We start from the raw sequence: 14,544 nt of genomic DNA on the forward strand, positions 1-14,544 counted from the left end.
CCCGACGACGGACTGGGGAGATGTGGAAAGCACGAAGCGAACTCCTACTTGACGATCGATTCGATCTGCGCCTTGGCGTCAGACAGCAGCTCAGCGGTGTCGGCGCCCGGCTCCACGGCCTTCTGAAGCGTGGGGATCAGCACCGAGTCGACGATCTCCTGCCACTTCTCGGTCTTCGGTCGCGGAAGCGACTGCGCCGCGTTGAGCGTGTCGACGAGTGCCGCGTAGTTCTCGAATCCCTCTTCGCCCGCCTTGCTCTCGAACGCGCTGGCGCGTGCGACGAGACCGAGCGAGGTGTCGGCCGACAGCTCGTTGTGCTCGTAGGCGAACGCGATGAAGTCCTTCGCCGCATCCTGCTTCTGGCTCGTCGCCGGCACCGAGAGGTACCAAGCGCCCGGGACACCTGCGACGCCGGCCGGGCCCCCGATCATGGGCGCGACGCCGATCGAGTCCTTCACCGGCGAGTCGTCTGGGGTCTGGCGGTACGCGTGACCCCAGAAGCGCATCATGGCGAGGTTGCCCTGGTAGAAGAGGTTCTGAGCCCCGGCCCAGTCGAGCTGCGCGGCACCGGACGGCGCGTACGGCAGCAGGCTGACGTAGAAGTCGAGCGCCTCCTTGTGCGCAGCGTTGTCGATCGTGACCTCGCCGGTGTCCGCGTCGAGGACCATGTGCTCCTCGCCCGCCTGCGAGACGGTCGCCAGCCACTCCGTCTCTACGGCACCCTTCACATCCGTGCCGTAGAGGTCGATCTTTCCGTCGCCGTCAGTGTCGCGCGTGAAGAACTCGGCCACGTCGCGGTACTGCTCCCAGGTGGTCGGGGCCGCGAGTGCATAGCCGTACTTCTCCTCGAAGTCCGACTTGTTCGCTTCGTCTTCGAACAGGTCGGTGCGGTAGAACAGCACCTCGGAGTTCGTCCACACGGGCATGCCGACGAAGGCGTCGCCGATCTGCGCCTCACTGACGAGACCGTCGAACAGGTCGTTCTTGACCTCGTCCGTGTAGAGGTCGTCAAGCGGGGCGAGAGCGGGAGCGAACGAGGAAAGCCAGATCGCGTCCAGCGCCGCGATGTCGAAGGAGGGGCTCCCCGCCTGGAGGTCGGCCGAGATCCGGTCGTAGAGGCCTGCGTACGGCAGTTCGACCAGCGTCACCGTTGTACCGGTCTCGGTCTTGTAAAGGTCGGCGATGGGCTGCAGCTCAGCCTTGCCGCCACCCTCGACCACGATCGTGAGCTCGTCGGCTGCCGCCGTCGGCTCTGCGGTCCCGCCGGCGCCGCAACCGCTCAGGACGACCGCGGACACACTGACCGCGGCGAGTGCGGCTCCCACGCGCCGAGCGCGCCCATCCGCCTGTGTGCGAAGCTTCTTCACTTCGACTCCATTTCGCTTGTGTTGTGAGTTGCAGACTCGACGCCAAGACGTTTTGGCAAAACGTCTTGGCAAGAGTAAAGCCCACAAGTGACGCGCGTCAAATGAGGATTCGTGTCTGTGTGAGCGGCCTCATGCCGAGCCGCTGCGCCGCGGGCCGCGACGGCCGCTCGTCATGCGAGCTGCGCGAAGAGGATGAACGACCGAATGCGCCACGTGCGCGCCCTCGGTCGCCTTGATCCGCACGGCATCACTCCCTCGAGACCACGCACGCGTCGTGAACATCCCGCCGCCATCGATGAACACCTCAAGGGCAGAATGATCAGCCAGTATCCGGAGGCGCATCAACGCACCCTCCGCGTGATCGAGGTCGAGTCGGCGCACGCCTCGCTCCGCAGGGCCTTCGACGATGACGGACGCCACCCCCTCCGCCGAACGGACCACGCTGACCCGAGCGGCCGCCCCACCCTGGTCGTCCAGACGCACGGCGACACCGACCTCGGCTCCGGCCTCGATCTTCACGTCGAGCTCCAGATCCCACATCGGGCCGACGTCGATGGTCACGCTCCCCGACTCGAACGCTAGGGTCTGGGGCTCACCCCGCAGGGCCGCGAGTTCCGCCACCGGAGACGGTACGAGCCGGTCACAGGACAGGTCCACCTCGAGGGGCACACCGGCGTGCCCTGCCCAGCCTGCCCGGTGGTGATCGGCTTCGCTTCGCAGGTCCTGGCTGATCGACCAAACGAGCGTCCGCCCGTCAGGATGAAAACTGGGCGTCGCCCCCGTGAAGTATCCGCCGAAGTCGAGGTCGCGGGGCGTCGAGTCGTCGGCGACGAATGTACCACTGTCAGGGTCCCACCTACCAAGCCAGTACCACTGGTGCTGGAGCGAGTGCTCTGTCGGTGACGGCCACCACGGAGTGACGAGCAGCGCGTGCCGCCGGCTCCCGCCCCGTCCGACGGGGACGAGCGACGGCAGCTCCCACATCACGCCTGTCTCGGGCAACGACCTACTGTCGCCCACGTACAACGGCCCGCGGTAGCGCCACGGACCGCTCGGACCGGGCGCCTCGTATAGGAGCGCGGTTCCCCCCTCGCTCTCGATCCCACCCCCGACGAGCTGGAACCACCGATCATCCTCGCGCCACACATAGGGGTCACGGAACTCGTTCGTGAGCAGGCGTCGCCCTTCACGGGTCAGCGCATCCTGTGCGTCGTGGATGAAGGTCACCGGGTGGGTCGACGGCGTCCATTCCCGGAGTTCCGGGTCACGAGAGTCCACGGCTCGCGCGACCGCCGTTCGCTGATTCGGGCTGTCACGGTTATCGCCGGCCGTGAAGAAGATGACGGGCTCGCCGTCGGCATCAACCGTTGAGCTGCCCGACCATATGCCTTCGGGTGCGATGGCGACATCACCGGGTACGAGCGCCGAGCCAAGGTCCACCCAGTCCACCAGATTGTCACTGGCGGCGTGGCCCCAAGAGATGTCACCCCAGAACGGTCCCCGCTCGTTGCGCTGATAGAACATGTGGTGACGTCCGCCATGGTGAAGCACACCGTGGGGTTCGTTCATCCATCCCGTCGGCGGCATGAAATGCCAGCGAGGTCGGTCCGGATCGTCAGGCACGGAGACCGCCGCCCACGGGTCGCACGGATGGACGTGTGGCGCTTCTGAGAGTCGGCATCCACCCCGTCACCCCAGCACAGGGTGCATATGCTCCGAACCGAGCGCGACCACGGCCTGCGCCGCCCCCGCCTCGAGGCACGAAGCGACACCGCGCCCGGCGAGATGCGCCGCCAGGAACCCGGCGAAGAATGCGTCGCCGGCACCGTTGGTGTCGATGACGTCCGCGGGCACCGCGTCGACGGAGAAACACTCACCCGCGGCATCCATCGCGATCGCCCCGCGCGCACCCCGCGTGCACACGGCCAGCCGCGGCCCGCGCCGCAGGCACGACGCGAGCAGCGCCCACGGGTCGTCGGTCGCGTCGTCGTTCATGAACACGACGTCCGCCGCGCGCAGGAACGGCTCGTGGAACGCCGACCGCCCGTCGTAGTCGTGCAGGTCGGTCCACAGCGGCGCCGGGCCCGTCCCCCGGGCGATGAGAGCCACGCCCATCGCGCTCAAGTCCACGACCGCGACCTCGGCCCCGCGCAGCGCTGCCGCCACCGCGTCGAGCGTCGAGGCGTCGCTCTCGCTGGGCGTCGCCACGTACAGGGAGATGCGCTCACCGGCATCCGTCATCAGATTGACGTGCTGTTCCGTCGTTCGTGATGGATGCCGCGTCGCCGCCACCCCTGCCCGCGCAAGCGCCGCGGTGACCCGGTTCCCCTCGTCGTCGTCAGCGGCGAGGAAGTGCAGTTCGGCCGGCACCTCCAGCGCCGCGAGGTGCACGGCTTTTCCGGCCGATGTCCCACCCAGCGTGTGCACCGACCCGGTCGCGAACTGCATGTGCGGCACGGGCTCGGGCAACCGGTCGAGCGTGATCAGGTGATTCCACGATGCCGGCCCGCACACGACGACGCTCATGCGCTCAGTCAACCGCATCGCCGACGCGGTCCGGCGCTGCCGCTACGAGCAGATGGCGTTGTCGTCGATGACGGCGGTGAGGCTCTCGGCGGTCCAGGGCAGGCCGGTCTCGGCCACGGCGCCGTCGGCGCCGGGGATCTTCGACCCGATGGCCGCGAGCTGCCACGCCAGGCTCCGGGCGATGACGCTCGACCCGCGCGAGTTGTTGAGCACGACGGCGACGGTCATGCCGGTCTCCCGATCCGCGAACGCGGCGGTCAGGTAGCCCGGGAACGAGCCGTACTGGCCGATCAACGACCCGGCCTGGTAGGTGCCGCCCTTGGCCGTGAACCACGACGGCTGGTTCGAGCTGATCTGCAGCGGCTCGGCGAACCGCCCCTCGGCGTCGTACGGACGGACCTCGGTGGCCAGGGCCTGCACATAACGGCCGAGCTCGGTGAGGTTCGTGGTGACCCCGGCCGCCGCATAGCCGGCACTGGTCGACAGTTCGGTGACGTCGAGCAGGTTCGAGCAGTCGGCCTTGCCCTCGGTGTTCGCGGCCCAGTACGCGGGCAGCGGATTGTTCCCCGCCGGCGCACTGCTCAGGCCCGTTGCCGTCAGCTCGAGCGGCTCCGCCACGTACTGGTCGTACAGCTCCGCCATCGGCGTGCCCGTCGCACGCTCCAGCGCCACCCCGAGCAGCAGGTAACCGGTGTCGGAGTCGCGATACCGGCCGCCGGGCTCACCGCTGAGCCCGCTCGCCATGCCGTACGCGATGAGCTCCTTCGGCACCCACGGGCGCTCGGGGTTGAGCAGCATCCGGTTCAGGATCTGGTTCGTGTACCCGCCCAGACCGCTCGTCGAGTCGCACAGCTGGCTCAGTGTCACGTTCTCGAGCGAGTCCATGCCGATGAGCAGGCTGGAGACGGTGTCATCGAGGTCGACCTGCCCGGCATCCGCCACCGCATAGAGGACATCGCAGGTCATGGCGCGCGTGATCGGCCCCGCCCGGAACGTCATGTCCGCATCGACCGCCGCGCCCTCGAGCGCCGTCGACCCGACACCGGTGACCCAGGACCCCGCCCACGGCACCCACACACCCACGAGGGCACCGGTGGCACCGCTCGCGGCCATCGCGTGCTCCACAGAGGCCTGCAGCTGGCCGCGCACCTCTTCGGGAAGTTGGCCTTCCGCCTGCGCCGGCAGTCGGTCGACGACCGTAGCGGGCTCCGGCGAACAGGCCGACAGGGTCAGCGCGAGCAGCGCCGCGGCCCCGAGGGCGATCGCGCGCCGAGCGCGGTGCATGCGCGGCATCCGTCCACCCCCGAAAATCGTCTCTGAAGATTAGAACACATCCGGTGCCCAACCTCGGGATCCGTAGGGTGAGGTCATGGCTCACACTTTCGACGCCGACGCCCTGACCGGCGTGCTCGGCCACATGAACGCCGACCACATGGACGACAACCTGCTGATCGCCCGCGCATTCTCCCCGCTGGCCGACGTCGTTCGCGCCGAGATGACGACGTTCGACGGCGATCGCGGCCAGTGGCATGTGATGTGCGCAGACGGCGCCGAAGACGTCATCTCCGTGCCGTGGCCGGGCGGCCCGATCACCGAACGGCGAGAGGTCCGGCGCGAGATCGTCGCCCTCTACGACGAGGCGTGCGCGCGGCTGGGCGTCACGCCCCGCCCGCACTGACCGGCATCCAGAACACGCACCGGCATCCGGAAGCCGTCCCGCCCGGCATCCGAACCTTCAGTTTAGGTGAGCCTTACTTTCAGCTAGGCTGACGGCATGGCCGACCCGATCCTGTTCTCCACCTCGTTGCGCAAGCGCTCCGCCGGGGCCCACTCCGACAGTGAGGGCGCGGGCTTCATGTCCGACCTCATGCGCGGCAAGGGCACTCGCGACGACTACATCGCGCTGGTGGCGCAGCACTGGTTCATCTACGAAGCGCTCGAGGCCGCGGCCGAGCGCATGCGGGCCGACCCGCTGGCATCCGTGTTCATCAGCGAGAAGCTCACCCGCCTGCCCGCGCTCGAAGCCGATCTCACCTTCCTGCTCGGCGCCGACTGGCGCGACCAGATCGAGCCGCTGCCCACCACGCGCCGCTACGTCGACCGCATCAACGAGGTCGGTGCCACGTGGCCGGGCGGGTTCGTCGCGCACCACTACACCCGATACCTCGGCGACCTGTCGGGCGGCCAGTTCATCGGCACGGTGATGGCCCGGCGGTTCGGCTTCGAGACCAACGGCATCGGGTTCTACATCTTCGACGAGATCGCCGACCCGAAAGCGTTCAAGGACGTATACCGCGAGCAGCTCGACGCGGCCCCCTGGAGTCCCGAGGAGCAGGAGCGCGTCATCGACGAAGTGCTGGCGGCGTACCAGTTCAACACCGACCTGTTCGACGACCTGGCCGCCGCGAAGGCGGGGGCGGCCGAGCAGGTCGCCTGAACCACCCGCGGCACCGCCCCGGCGCTAACCGCGCGCGGCCGCTCGGACCCCGGCCATGAACCGGCGCACATCGGTGTCGACCAGGATGTCTGCCGGCCGCAGCGGCCGCGTCAGATACAGTCCGTCGAGCGAGGTCAGTCGCGAGAGCGCGACGTAGGTCTGGCCGGGCGCGAAGGCCCCCGACCCCAGGTCGATGATCGCGCGGTCGTAGGTCTTGCCCTGCGACTTGTGGATCGTCACCGCCCACGCCAGCCGCAGCGGGAACTGCGTGAACTCCGCGACGATGTCACGGGAGAGCTTGCGGGATGCCGGGTCGTACGCGTAGCGGAACCTCTCCCACACCGTCGGCTCGACGTCGTGCTCCTCCCCGTCGAGCTCGACGCGCACGGTCTCCCCGGCGATGCGGATGACGGTGCCGATCGACCCGTTGACCCAGCGGGGCCCGTCGCCCCCGTACCCGCTGTCGTTGCGTAGGAACATGACCTGCGCCCCGACTTTGAGCTGCAGCTCCTCGTCCGCCGGATACGACGCGTCGCCGCGGCCGAAGTCGCCGGAGATCTCGGCCCGCGCCGTCTGCACCGGACCGGGCAGCGCGTCGAGGTGGCGCTGGTTGATGCGGTTGACGATGTCGTTGCGCGTGGCGAGGGTGATGATCGGCGGCTCGCCGTCGACCGGGGGCGGGGGCGTGCGCGCGCCGGTCGCATTGAGCCGCTCGGCGATATCGGCGGTGACGATGCCGTGCCGCACGGCGTTGAGCATCGCTTTGAACTCGGGGTCGGCCTGCCGGTGGATGTCCCGCAGCTCGCGGATGTGCAGCGGCGCACCCACGCGGCCGAGGTCGAGCAGACCCCCGGTGCCGATGGCGCCGCCGTCGGGCGGGCCCGCCCACACGTGCGCGTCGAAGAACCAGAACGACCGGTAGTGGTCCTGCAGGTACTTGCGCTCGTCGCCGCGCGGCGGAACGGGCGCCAGCTGGTAGGGATCCCCGAACATCACGATCTGCACCCCGCCGAACGGCTCCGAGCGGCGGCGCCGCGCCTGCCGCAACGACCGGTCGATGGCATCCATCAGGTCCGCGTTGACCATCGAGATCTCGTCGATGATGAGCGTGTCGATGGCGTTGAGAATCTTGCGCGTGGCATCCGACTGGTCGATCTCGCTGTCGGCGATGAGCCCGATCGGCAGCCGGAACAGCGAGTGGATGGTCTGCCCGTCGACGTTGAGGGCCGCGACGCCGGTGGGCGCGCACACCGCGATCTGCTTCTCGGTGTGCCAGGCGAGATGCTGCAGCAGTGTGGATTTGCCGGTGCCGGCCCGGCCGGTGACGAACACGTGCTCGCGGGTGTCCTCGATGAGGCGGAACAGCTCCTCCTGCTCGGGTGACAGGGTCGGCGTGCTCACCGGATCCATGCTATCTATCAGGTGGCTTTTCTAGACTGCGTCTGTGCAAGAGGTGGAGAACGTGCCGCGGCGTCGCAGCCTCGGTTTCGACCTCACCGCGCTGGCCCTGGTCGGCGTGCTGCTGGTGGCCGCGCTGGGCGCCGGTGCCGCCGTCGTGTACCAGCAGCTGTACAGTCCCGCCGCGTTCGTGGGGCGCTACCTCGACCTGCTCGGCGACGGTGCGGCGGCCGACGCCCTGGCCGTCCCCGGCGTGAAGATCGACTCCCGCGATCTGGCGGATGCCGGACTGCCCACGAACGCCCACGACGCCCTGCTGCGCCGTGCCGCGCTGGCTCCGCTCACCGACGTCGAGGTCGTCGGCACCGAGGAGCGCGACGGGGTCACCGCGGTGACGGTGGAGTACTCGGCCGGCCCACACCGCGGCACCACCACCTTCCACATCGAGCAGCAGGGCTGGATCGGCGTCGCCCCGTCGTGGCGGTTCGCCCAGAGCCCGCTCGCGGTCATCGACCTGCGGGTGCGCGGCGCCATGCAGTTCGAGGTGAACGGCTTCGAGATCGACAAGCGCCAGGTGGCCGTCGACGGCGTCGACGTCGACCCCCTCGAGCCGGTGCCGCTGCTGGTGTTCTCCCCGGGCCTGTACTCCCTGTCGGTGCAGACCCCGATCTCGACGAGCCCGGGCGTCGCGGTGCTGTCGGACACGCCCGCCGCCGACATCCCGGTCGACCTGCAGACCGAGCCGACCGAGGAGTTCGTCGAGGTCGTGCAGGAGAAGGTCGAGGAGTTCCTCACCTCGTGCACGCAGCAGGAGGTGCTCCAGCCCACGGGCTGCCCGTTCGGCTTCTTCGTGCGCAACCGCATCGTCGACCTGCCGAAGTGGTCGATGACCAGCCAGCCCGAGATCACCGTCGTGCCCGACGGGGCCGGCTGGGCGATCGAGCGCACCGATGCGGTCGCGCACATCGAGGTCGACATCCAGGACATCGGCACCGGCGCGATCAGCCACTGGGACGAGGACGTGCCCTTCCAGATCACCGGCGAGATCGACATCCTGCCCGACGGCACCGCCTCGATCCAGGTGTCACCGGCCGACTGACCGCTCCGTGGAGCCGGCGGCTCCTACCGGCCGGCGCGGGCGTCCCGCTCGGCGAGCGCGGCCAGGCGTGCGTTGTATGCCTCGAGCTCCTCGTCGCCGGTGCGGTCGGCGTGCCGGTCGGCGCGGCGCTGGGCCTTCTCGTCGGAACGGCTCCACTGGATCGCCACCGTGATCGCGAGGATCAGGGTCGGGATCTCACCGATCGACCACGCCACGCCGCCGCCGACGTACTGGTCCTCCAGCGGCGTCGGGCCCCAGGTGCGCCCCATCGACCCGAACCACTCGGCGACGAACAGGCCCTCGCTCATCATGATCGACAGGCCGAAGAACGCGTGCATGGCCATGACGGCGATGAGCGTGAGCAGCCGGAACGGGTAGGGCAGGCGCAGCGGAACCGGGTCGATGCCCACGAGCGACTGCACGAACAGGTACCCCGAGATGAGGAAGTGCGCGACCATCCACTGGTGTCCGATGTGGTCGTACATCGACCAGCGGAACAGGTCGGTGTAGTAGAAGGCCCACAGCGACAGGATGAAGATCGCCGCCGCGACCAGCGGGTGGGTGATCACGCGGGCGTACGGGGTGTGCACCGCCCACAGGATCCACTCGCGTCCGCCGCGCGTGCCGTCGTCGCGCCGGGCGATCGCCCGTGCCGCGAGCGTGACCGGCGCCCCGAACACGAGGAACATCGGGATCGCCATGCCCAGCAGCATGTGCCCGATCATGTGCACGCTGAACAGGTACTCCTGGTAGGCGTTGACGGCCCCGCACGTGACCCACACCAGCACGGCCAGGCCGCACAGCCACAGCACGGTGCGATAGACGGGCCACTTGTCGCCGCGGCGGCGCAGCCGCCACACACCGACCAGGTAGAAGAACGCACCGAACCCGGCCACGAACGCCCACACGATGTCGAGGTTCCACTCGGTGAACCAGCGGTCGATGGTGAGCTCCGGCGGCAGGGGGCGCCCGGTGAGGAACATCGCCGGCGTCCGCTCGGGCGGCAGGGTCGTGTCGACCGGCGGGGGCGTGCGCGCCAGGGCGACCGCGACGCCGCTGGCGATGCCCATGAAGGCGAGCTCGAGGCCGACCAGTCCCCAGAAGCGCCGCGCCGCGGCATCCTCCCGGATTCTGCCGATGATCCGCTGCCGGTACCAGGCGCCCAGCGCCCCGATCGCCAGCAGCGCGAGCACCTTCGCGATCAGCAGCGCGCCGTACGGCGACAGCAGGTTCTCCCACGCGACGACGCCGACGACCGCGCGCACGACACCCGACAGGGCGACCACGGCGAAGGCGGCCAGGGCGATGGTCGAGTAGCGGCCGAGCACGTCGGCGAAGCGCTCGCGGTCCAGCTGCGGGCGGATGACGACCAGCAGCAGCAGGCCGCCGACCCACACCGCGGCCCCGCCCATGTGGAACAGCAGCGCCGACACCGCGATGTTGTGGCCGCTCTCGTCGCCGGAGTGGCCCTGCGTGGCCATGGGCAGCAGCGCGGCGGCGGCCAACGCCGCGACGATCAGGGTCGACGTCCAGCTGCGCACGGCGAAGGTGAGCACCGTCAGCACGGCACCGGCGATGGTCGTGATCGACCAGGCCAGTCCCGACGGCGTCTCGACCAGGTAGCGGCCCAGCTGCTGGCCGAACTGGGCGTCGGCGCTGGGCGTCGCGTTGAAGATGTTGAGGAAGGTGAAGTACGCGGTGCCGGCGCTGGCGAGCGTGAAGACGGCCGCCGAGGTGGAGGACACGTCCAGCGCCGTGTCGAAGGGACGGTCGCCGGCGCGCAGCGCGAACAGTGCGAGCACGAGCGATCCGATCATGCCGGCCGCCGAGAGGTTGACCACGAGGGTGGTCAGCGGCAGACCCCAGCGCACGACCGGCCCGGGGTCGCTGAGCACGAGCGGCGCAGCGCCGCCCCCGTAGGCGAGACCGAAGATCAGGGCGAGCACTGCAGCCGCGATCAGGATCGCGGGACCGGCGATCCGAAAGACGCGGGAGTTCACCCCTCCAGCCTAAGTCGGCGGCAGGGCCGTGGATGCCGGGGGCGGCGCGGTCCCGGGCGGGATGCCGGCGGCGCCGGGCACGCAGCGCCGGAAACGATGAAGGGGGGATGCCGCGTGGCATCCCCCCTTCATTCGTCAGGCTTACTTGACGGCGGCCTTGAGCTTCGAGCCGGCGGTCACCTTGACGCGCTTGCCCGCGGGGATCTTGATCTCGGCGCCGGTCTGCGGGTTGCGGCCGGTGCGGGCCGCGGTGTCGACCTGCTCGAAGGCGATCCAGCCGGGGATCGAGACCTTCTCGCCCTTGGCGACGTTCTCGGAGACGGTCGAGAAGAGCGCGTCGAGCACGCCCGAGACGGTCGACTGGCTCTGGCCCGTCGCACTGGCGATGCTGGCAACGAGCTCGGTCTTGGTGATGGCCATGGGGTTGTCCTCCAGACGGCAGCGTATGCCGCCTTCAGTTACTACGGACCGGACGACTCACGCCGCCAGGTTGGTCGGTTGGACCGGTCCCGAATATACCCACGATCCGCGTGATTCCGCGGATTTCCGCCGTTCTGGCGCCATCTTTCCCGGCGTGTCGCCCCGCATCCGTGACGCATGTGGCAGATGTGACACCGTCCACCCCCGCGATCACCACCCCCGCGAGGGCCACCCACCATCCGCCGGGAGCGCGAAAGGCCCGGACCTCGTGGGAGGTCCGGGCCTTTCGGGTGTCGTGCGGGTGCTTACCAGCTGGACTTGGTCACACCGGGCAGCTCGCCACGGTGGGCCATGTCGCGGAAGCGCACGCGCGAGATGCCGAACTTCGACAGGTGGCCGCGGGGGCGACCGTCGATGGCGTCGCGGTTGCGCAGACGCACCGGCGACGCGTTGCGCGGCAGCTTCTGCAGCCCGATGCGAGCGGCTTCACGCTGCTCGTCGGTCGAGTTCGGGTCCACGAGGGCCTTCTTCAGCTCGGCACGCTTCTCGGCGTAGCGGGCGACAACGGCCTCGCGCTGCTTGTTGCGCGCGATCTTGCTCTTCTTCGCCATGAGATCAGCGCTCCTCTCGGAATTCGACGTGCTTGCGGACCACCGGGTCGTACTTCTTGAGCACGATGCGGTCGGGGTTGTTGCGGCGGTTCTTGCGCGTCACGTAGGTGTACCCCGTGCCGGCGGTCGAACGCAGCTTGATGATCGGACGAACGTCCTGAGCCTTCTTCGCCATCAGAGCTTCACACCCTTCGCGATCAGGTCCTTCACGACCGACTCGATGCCGCGGGCGTCGATGACCTTCATGCCCTTGGCCGACACGTTCAGCGTGACCTTACGGCCGAGCGACGGAACGAAGTAGGTCTTCTTCTGCACGTTCGGGTCGAAGCGGCGCTTCGTCCGGCGGTGCGAGTGCGAGATGTTGTGACCGAAGCCGGGAACCGCTCCGGTCACCTGGCACACTGCTGCCATAGTGATTCTCCTTAGTACCGTGACGCCGGACGACGCCACCCAAGATCCCTTGTCTGCACCCCACCCGTGCGCACGGCGCAACCGCCGGGTTCATGGTGTGGGATACGTACTGCGTGCTGGAGTGCGCGCAGACAAGGGGTCAGTCTAGCACGGGCGGCGTGTCGCGCTTGACATCGGCTTCGGCCTGCGCCGCGGCCTCGGCCGCACCCCTGCCCCATCGGAACGGCGACACGGTCGGGTCGCCCGCGATCCAGAACCGCCACGGGAAGGCGGCGGTGCCGGCGCGTCCGGCCACCCCCACGCGGGGCCCGGTCGCGATGTCGGCCACCGGCTCGGTCGGCAGCCACAGCCGTGCGGTCGCTCCGTCGCGGGGCTGTCCGGTGACCGCGTCGATGCCGTCGTGCCGGGGATGCCGGAGGCCGATGGCGTCGCCGAGCCGGCCCGGCCCGCGGGCCAGTTCCCGGGGTGTGCGCGCGGCCCGGCGGCGCGCGAACGCGGCATCCTGCCCCTCGATGACCTCCCCGGCGCGCAGGAGCACACCGCCGGCCTCGCCCGCCGGCCCGCAGACCACGTTGACGCACGAGTGGATGCCGTGGCTCAGGTACACGTAGAGGTGGCCGGGCTCGCCCCACATGGTCGCGTTGCGGGCGGTGCGTCCCATCCGGGCGTGCGAGCCGGGGTCGGGGATCGGGCCGGTGCCCTGACCGTGGTAGGCCTCCACCTCGGTGATGCGCACCGCGACGGCGGCGTCGTCGGCGACGACGCGCAGCACGCCGCCGAGCAGGCGCGGGGCGACCTCGAGCGGCAGCGCGGTCAGGTCGGCGCGGGTGGCGGGCACGAGGCCGGCGGGGACGCGGTCGTTCATACGGGCGGTCCGTTCTGGCACCACGAGATGCCCAGGCCGGCGAGGTCCACGACCGGGGCCGCGTCCTCGAGCGCGACGATGCGGGTCTCGAGGCGCCGGGGCAGGGGCAGCTGGTAGCCGTCGTAGGGGTTGTCCACCGCGTCGGGCGCCACCAGCAGTGCGGCGTAGCGGCCGCTGGGCGAGACGCAGGTGTGCAGCAGGGTGTCGTCGGGGGCGACCGAGGCGACCACGGTCGCGGCGCCGTCGGCGGTGACCACCGCGACATCGGTGGCCTGCAGGTCGAACCCGTCGACCTGGGCGAGCACGCGCAGGGTCGCCCCGCTCGTGCCGGGCAGCGGCGTGATGGCGCCGGGCTGCCCGTCGGCGGGGGCGGTGGCCGCCAGCGGATGCTCCTCGGCGGTGGCGAGGTCGATCACGACCGGTCCGTCGATGCGCTCGACGATCGCCTGCGAGGAGCCGCGGGCGATGCCGTCGATGCCGATCGCGGCGCCCAGCGCCACCGCTTCGGTGCCGGAGACGAGGGTCAGCGCCCCGTCGAACGTGAGCATGAGGATGCTGTCGGTGCCGGGCACGAACCGCCAGTCGATGACGCGCGGGTCGGCGCCGTCGAGGGTCACCGCGGTGGGTGGGGCCTCGAGCTCGGCCGCCTGCAGCGACGCCGTGTACAGCGCGCTCTCGCGGCCGCCGTCGGCGCCGATGTCGGCATCCGTGAAGGTGTAGCCGACGAGGTCGCCGCGGTCGGCGCTCTGCAGGTTGCTGACCACGCCCTCGCCCGGCAGCGTCAGCTCGCGCTCGTCCCCGCCGTCGGGATCGGTGACGATGAGGTGCGAGCGCCCGGCCTCGTCGAGGGTGGAGATCACCAGATGAGTGCGCGTGGCACGGAAGTCCTCGATATGGGGGTGGCGGAACACGGCGCGGGCCTCGCCGCTGAGGTCGGTGCGGAAGATCGTGTCCTCGTCCTCCCCGCGCTGCAGCAGCTGGAATTCGAGCGCCGGCGTGGTGAACGTCTTCTCCAAGGTGGATGCCGCTCCCCCGCCGACCGGAGTGACCTCGGCGATGCGGATCGTGTACTCGGTGTCGTCCCACAGCGGCAGGGCGAAGCGCACGCCGACGCTGCGCCCGGAGGTGTCGACGGTGAACTCCGTGGCCGGCGTCACGCTCACCTGCTCGACGCCGACCTCGGCGAGCGCCTGGGTGGTGGTGAAGATGACCCGCGAACCGGATGCCGCGACGGCGGCGTCCGGGTCGACCTGCACGCCCGTCAGGCGCGGCCCCTGCACGAGCGAGAGCGCGGCGCCACTGAGGGCCACCGCGGCGATGACGGCCACGACGACGGCGAAGGTCGAGGCGAATGCCCGCCCGCGGCGCCGCTGGGCACGGGCGCGGCGGGTCTCGGGGGTCGTCGTCACG

At 70.0% G+C, this 14,544-nt stretch carries 15 protein-coding genes; 3 read left to right on the forward strand and 12 right to left on the reverse strand.

The window, feature by feature from the left end:
* Window positions 1-44: 44 nt before the first annotated feature.
* The 4 genes from ACQ143_RS07010 to ACQ143_RS07025 form a co-directional block, all read right to left on the reverse strand.
* Window positions 45-1,325, reverse strand: a complete 1,281-nt coding sequence (locus ACQ143_RS07010) for an ABC transporter substrate-binding protein (RefSeq protein WP_449569987.1) — start codon at window positions 1,323-1,325, stop codon at window positions 45-47.
* 171 nt (window positions 1,326-1,496) lie between these two features.
* Window positions 1,497-2,990, reverse strand: coding sequence for a glycoside hydrolase family 32 protein (locus tag ACQ143_RS07015; RefSeq protein ID WP_449569988.1), 1,494 nt, complete (start codon window positions 2,988-2,990; stop codon window positions 1,497-1,499).
* Between the two features lie 66 nt (window positions 2,991-3,056).
* The gene (locus ACQ143_RS07020; RefSeq protein WP_449569989.1) at window positions 3,057-3,893 is read right to left on the reverse strand and encodes a carbohydrate kinase family protein; all 837 of its coding nucleotides are present in this window, start codon (window positions 3,891-3,893) and stop codon (window positions 3,057-3,059) included.
* Between the two features lie 42 nt (window positions 3,894-3,935).
* Window positions 3,936-5,177, reverse strand: a complete 1,242-nt coding sequence (locus ACQ143_RS07025) for a serine hydrolase domain-containing protein (protein ID WP_449569990.1) — start codon at window positions 5,175-5,177, stop codon at window positions 3,936-3,938.
* An 85-nt stretch (window positions 5,178-5,262) separates the two neighbouring features.
* Here ACQ143_RS07025 and ACQ143_RS07030 point away from each other — a divergent pair, with 85 nt between their 5' ends.
* Together ACQ143_RS07030 and ACQ143_RS07035 are read left to right on the forward strand one after the other, a co-directional pair.
* Window positions 5,263-5,571, forward strand: coding sequence for a DUF2470 domain-containing protein (locus ACQ143_RS07030; RefSeq protein WP_449569991.1), 309 nt, complete (start codon window positions 5,263-5,265; stop codon window positions 5,569-5,571).
* Between the two features lie 96 nt (window positions 5,572-5,667).
* The gene (locus ACQ143_RS07035) at window positions 5,668-6,330 is read left to right on the forward strand and encodes a biliverdin-producing heme oxygenase (RefSeq protein ID WP_449569992.1); all 663 of its coding nucleotides are present in this window, start codon (window positions 5,668-5,670) and stop codon (window positions 6,328-6,330) included.
* Window positions 6,331-6,354: 24 nt separating this feature from the next.
* Here the strand turns inward: ACQ143_RS07035 and ACQ143_RS07040 are convergent, their stop codons facing one another.
* The gene (locus tag ACQ143_RS07040) at window positions 6,355-7,731 is read right to left on the reverse strand and encodes an ATP-dependent DNA helicase (RefSeq protein WP_449569993.1); all 1,377 of its coding nucleotides are present in this window, start codon (window positions 7,729-7,731) and stop codon (window positions 6,355-6,357) included.
* 43 nt (window positions 7,732-7,774) lie between these two features.
* Between ACQ143_RS07040 and ACQ143_RS07045 the strand changes: the two genes are divergently transcribed.
* Window positions 7,775-8,827, forward strand: coding sequence for a hypothetical protein (locus ACQ143_RS07045; RefSeq protein WP_449569994.1), 1,053 nt, complete (start codon window positions 7,775-7,777; stop codon window positions 8,825-8,827).
* 23 nt (window positions 8,828-8,850) lie between these two features.
* On the opposite strand, the gene ACQ143_RS07050 is transcribed toward ACQ143_RS07045, so the two are convergent.
* From ACQ143_RS07050 to ACQ143_RS07080, 7 genes are all read right to left on the reverse strand, one after another.
* A complete protein-coding gene (locus ACQ143_RS07050; RefSeq protein ID WP_449569995.1) occupies window positions 8,851-10,827 on the reverse strand; it encodes a cytochrome c oxidase assembly protein in 1,977 nt (658 codons plus the stop codon).
* A gap of 141 nt (window positions 10,828-10,968) precedes the next feature.
* Entirely contained in the window at window positions 10,969-11,247 is a 279-nt protein-coding gene (locus ACQ143_RS07055) for an HU family DNA-binding protein (protein WP_449569996.1), read from the reverse strand.
* Window positions 11,248-11,552: 305 nt separating this feature from the next.
* Window positions 11,553-11,858, reverse strand: coding sequence for a 30S ribosomal protein S14 (gene rpsN / locus ACQ143_RS07060; RefSeq protein ID WP_449569997.1), 306 nt, complete (start codon window positions 11,856-11,858; stop codon window positions 11,553-11,555).
* A gap of 4 nt (window positions 11,859-11,862) precedes the next feature.
* Complete coding sequence (rpmG, locus tag ACQ143_RS07065) at window positions 11,863-12,033, reverse strand: 50S ribosomal protein L33 (RefSeq protein WP_029145259.1); 171 nt, start codon at window positions 12,031-12,033, stop codon at window positions 11,863-11,865.
* Entirely contained in the window at window positions 12,033-12,269 is a 237-nt protein-coding gene (gene rpmB / locus ACQ143_RS07070; protein ID WP_449569998.1) for a 50S ribosomal protein L28, read from the reverse strand. The genes rpmG and rpmB overlap by 1 nt, the downstream gene beginning before the upstream one ends.
* Window positions 12,270-12,408: 139 nt before the next feature.
* The gene (locus tag ACQ143_RS07075; protein ID WP_449569999.1) at window positions 12,409-13,134 is read right to left on the reverse strand and encodes a DNA-3-methyladenine glycosylase; all 726 of its coding nucleotides are present in this window, start codon (window positions 13,132-13,134) and stop codon (window positions 12,409-12,411) included.
* A complete protein-coding gene (locus tag ACQ143_RS07080) occupies window positions 13,131-14,543 on the reverse strand; it encodes a hypothetical protein (protein WP_449570000.1) in 1,413 nt (470 codons plus the stop codon). Before ACQ143_RS07080 ends, ACQ143_RS07075 begins: the two co-directional genes overlap by 4 nt.
* Between the last annotated feature and the right edge of the window lies 1 nt (window position 14,544).

The sequence above is a fragment of the Microbacterium pollutisoli genome, from assembly GCF_053586795.1.

Excerpts from the sequence above, each read along its gene's own strand:
- ACQ143_RS07020 (WP_449569989.1), bottom strand. The coding sequence starts at position 3,893 with ATGAGCGTCGTCGTGTGCGGGCCGGCATCGTGGAATCACCTGATCACG.
- ACQ143_RS07025 (WP_449569990.1), bottom strand. The coding sequence starts at position 5,177 with ATGCACCGCGCTCGGCGCGCGATCGCCCTCGGGGCCGCGGCGCTGCTC.
- ACQ143_RS07030 (WP_449569991.1), top strand. The coding sequence starts at position 5,263 with ATGGCTCACACTTTCGACGCCGACGCCCTGACCGGCGTGCTCGGCCAC.
- ACQ143_RS07035 (WP_449569992.1), top strand. The coding sequence starts at position 5,668 with ATGGCCGACCCGATCCTGTTCTCCACCTCGTTGCGCAAGCGCTCCGCC.
- ACQ143_RS07055 (WP_449569996.1), bottom strand. The coding sequence starts at position 11,247 with ATGGCCATCACCAAGACCGAGCTCGTTGCCAGCATCGCCAGTGCGACG.
- rpsN (WP_449569997.1), bottom strand. The coding sequence starts at position 11,858 with ATGGCGAAGAAGAGCAAGATCGCGCGCAACAAGCAGCGCGAGGCCGTT.
- rpmG (WP_029145259.1), bottom strand. The coding sequence starts at position 12,033 with ATGGCGAAGAAGGCTCAGGACGTTCGTCCGATCATCAAGCTGCGTTCG.
- rpmB (WP_449569998.1), bottom strand. The coding sequence starts at position 12,269 with ATGGCAGCAGTGTGCCAGGTGACCGGAGCGGTTCCCGGCTTCGGTCAC.
- ACQ143_RS07075 (WP_449569999.1), bottom strand. The coding sequence starts at position 13,134 with ATGAACGACCGCGTCCCCGCCGGCCTCGTGCCCGCCACCCGCGCCGAC.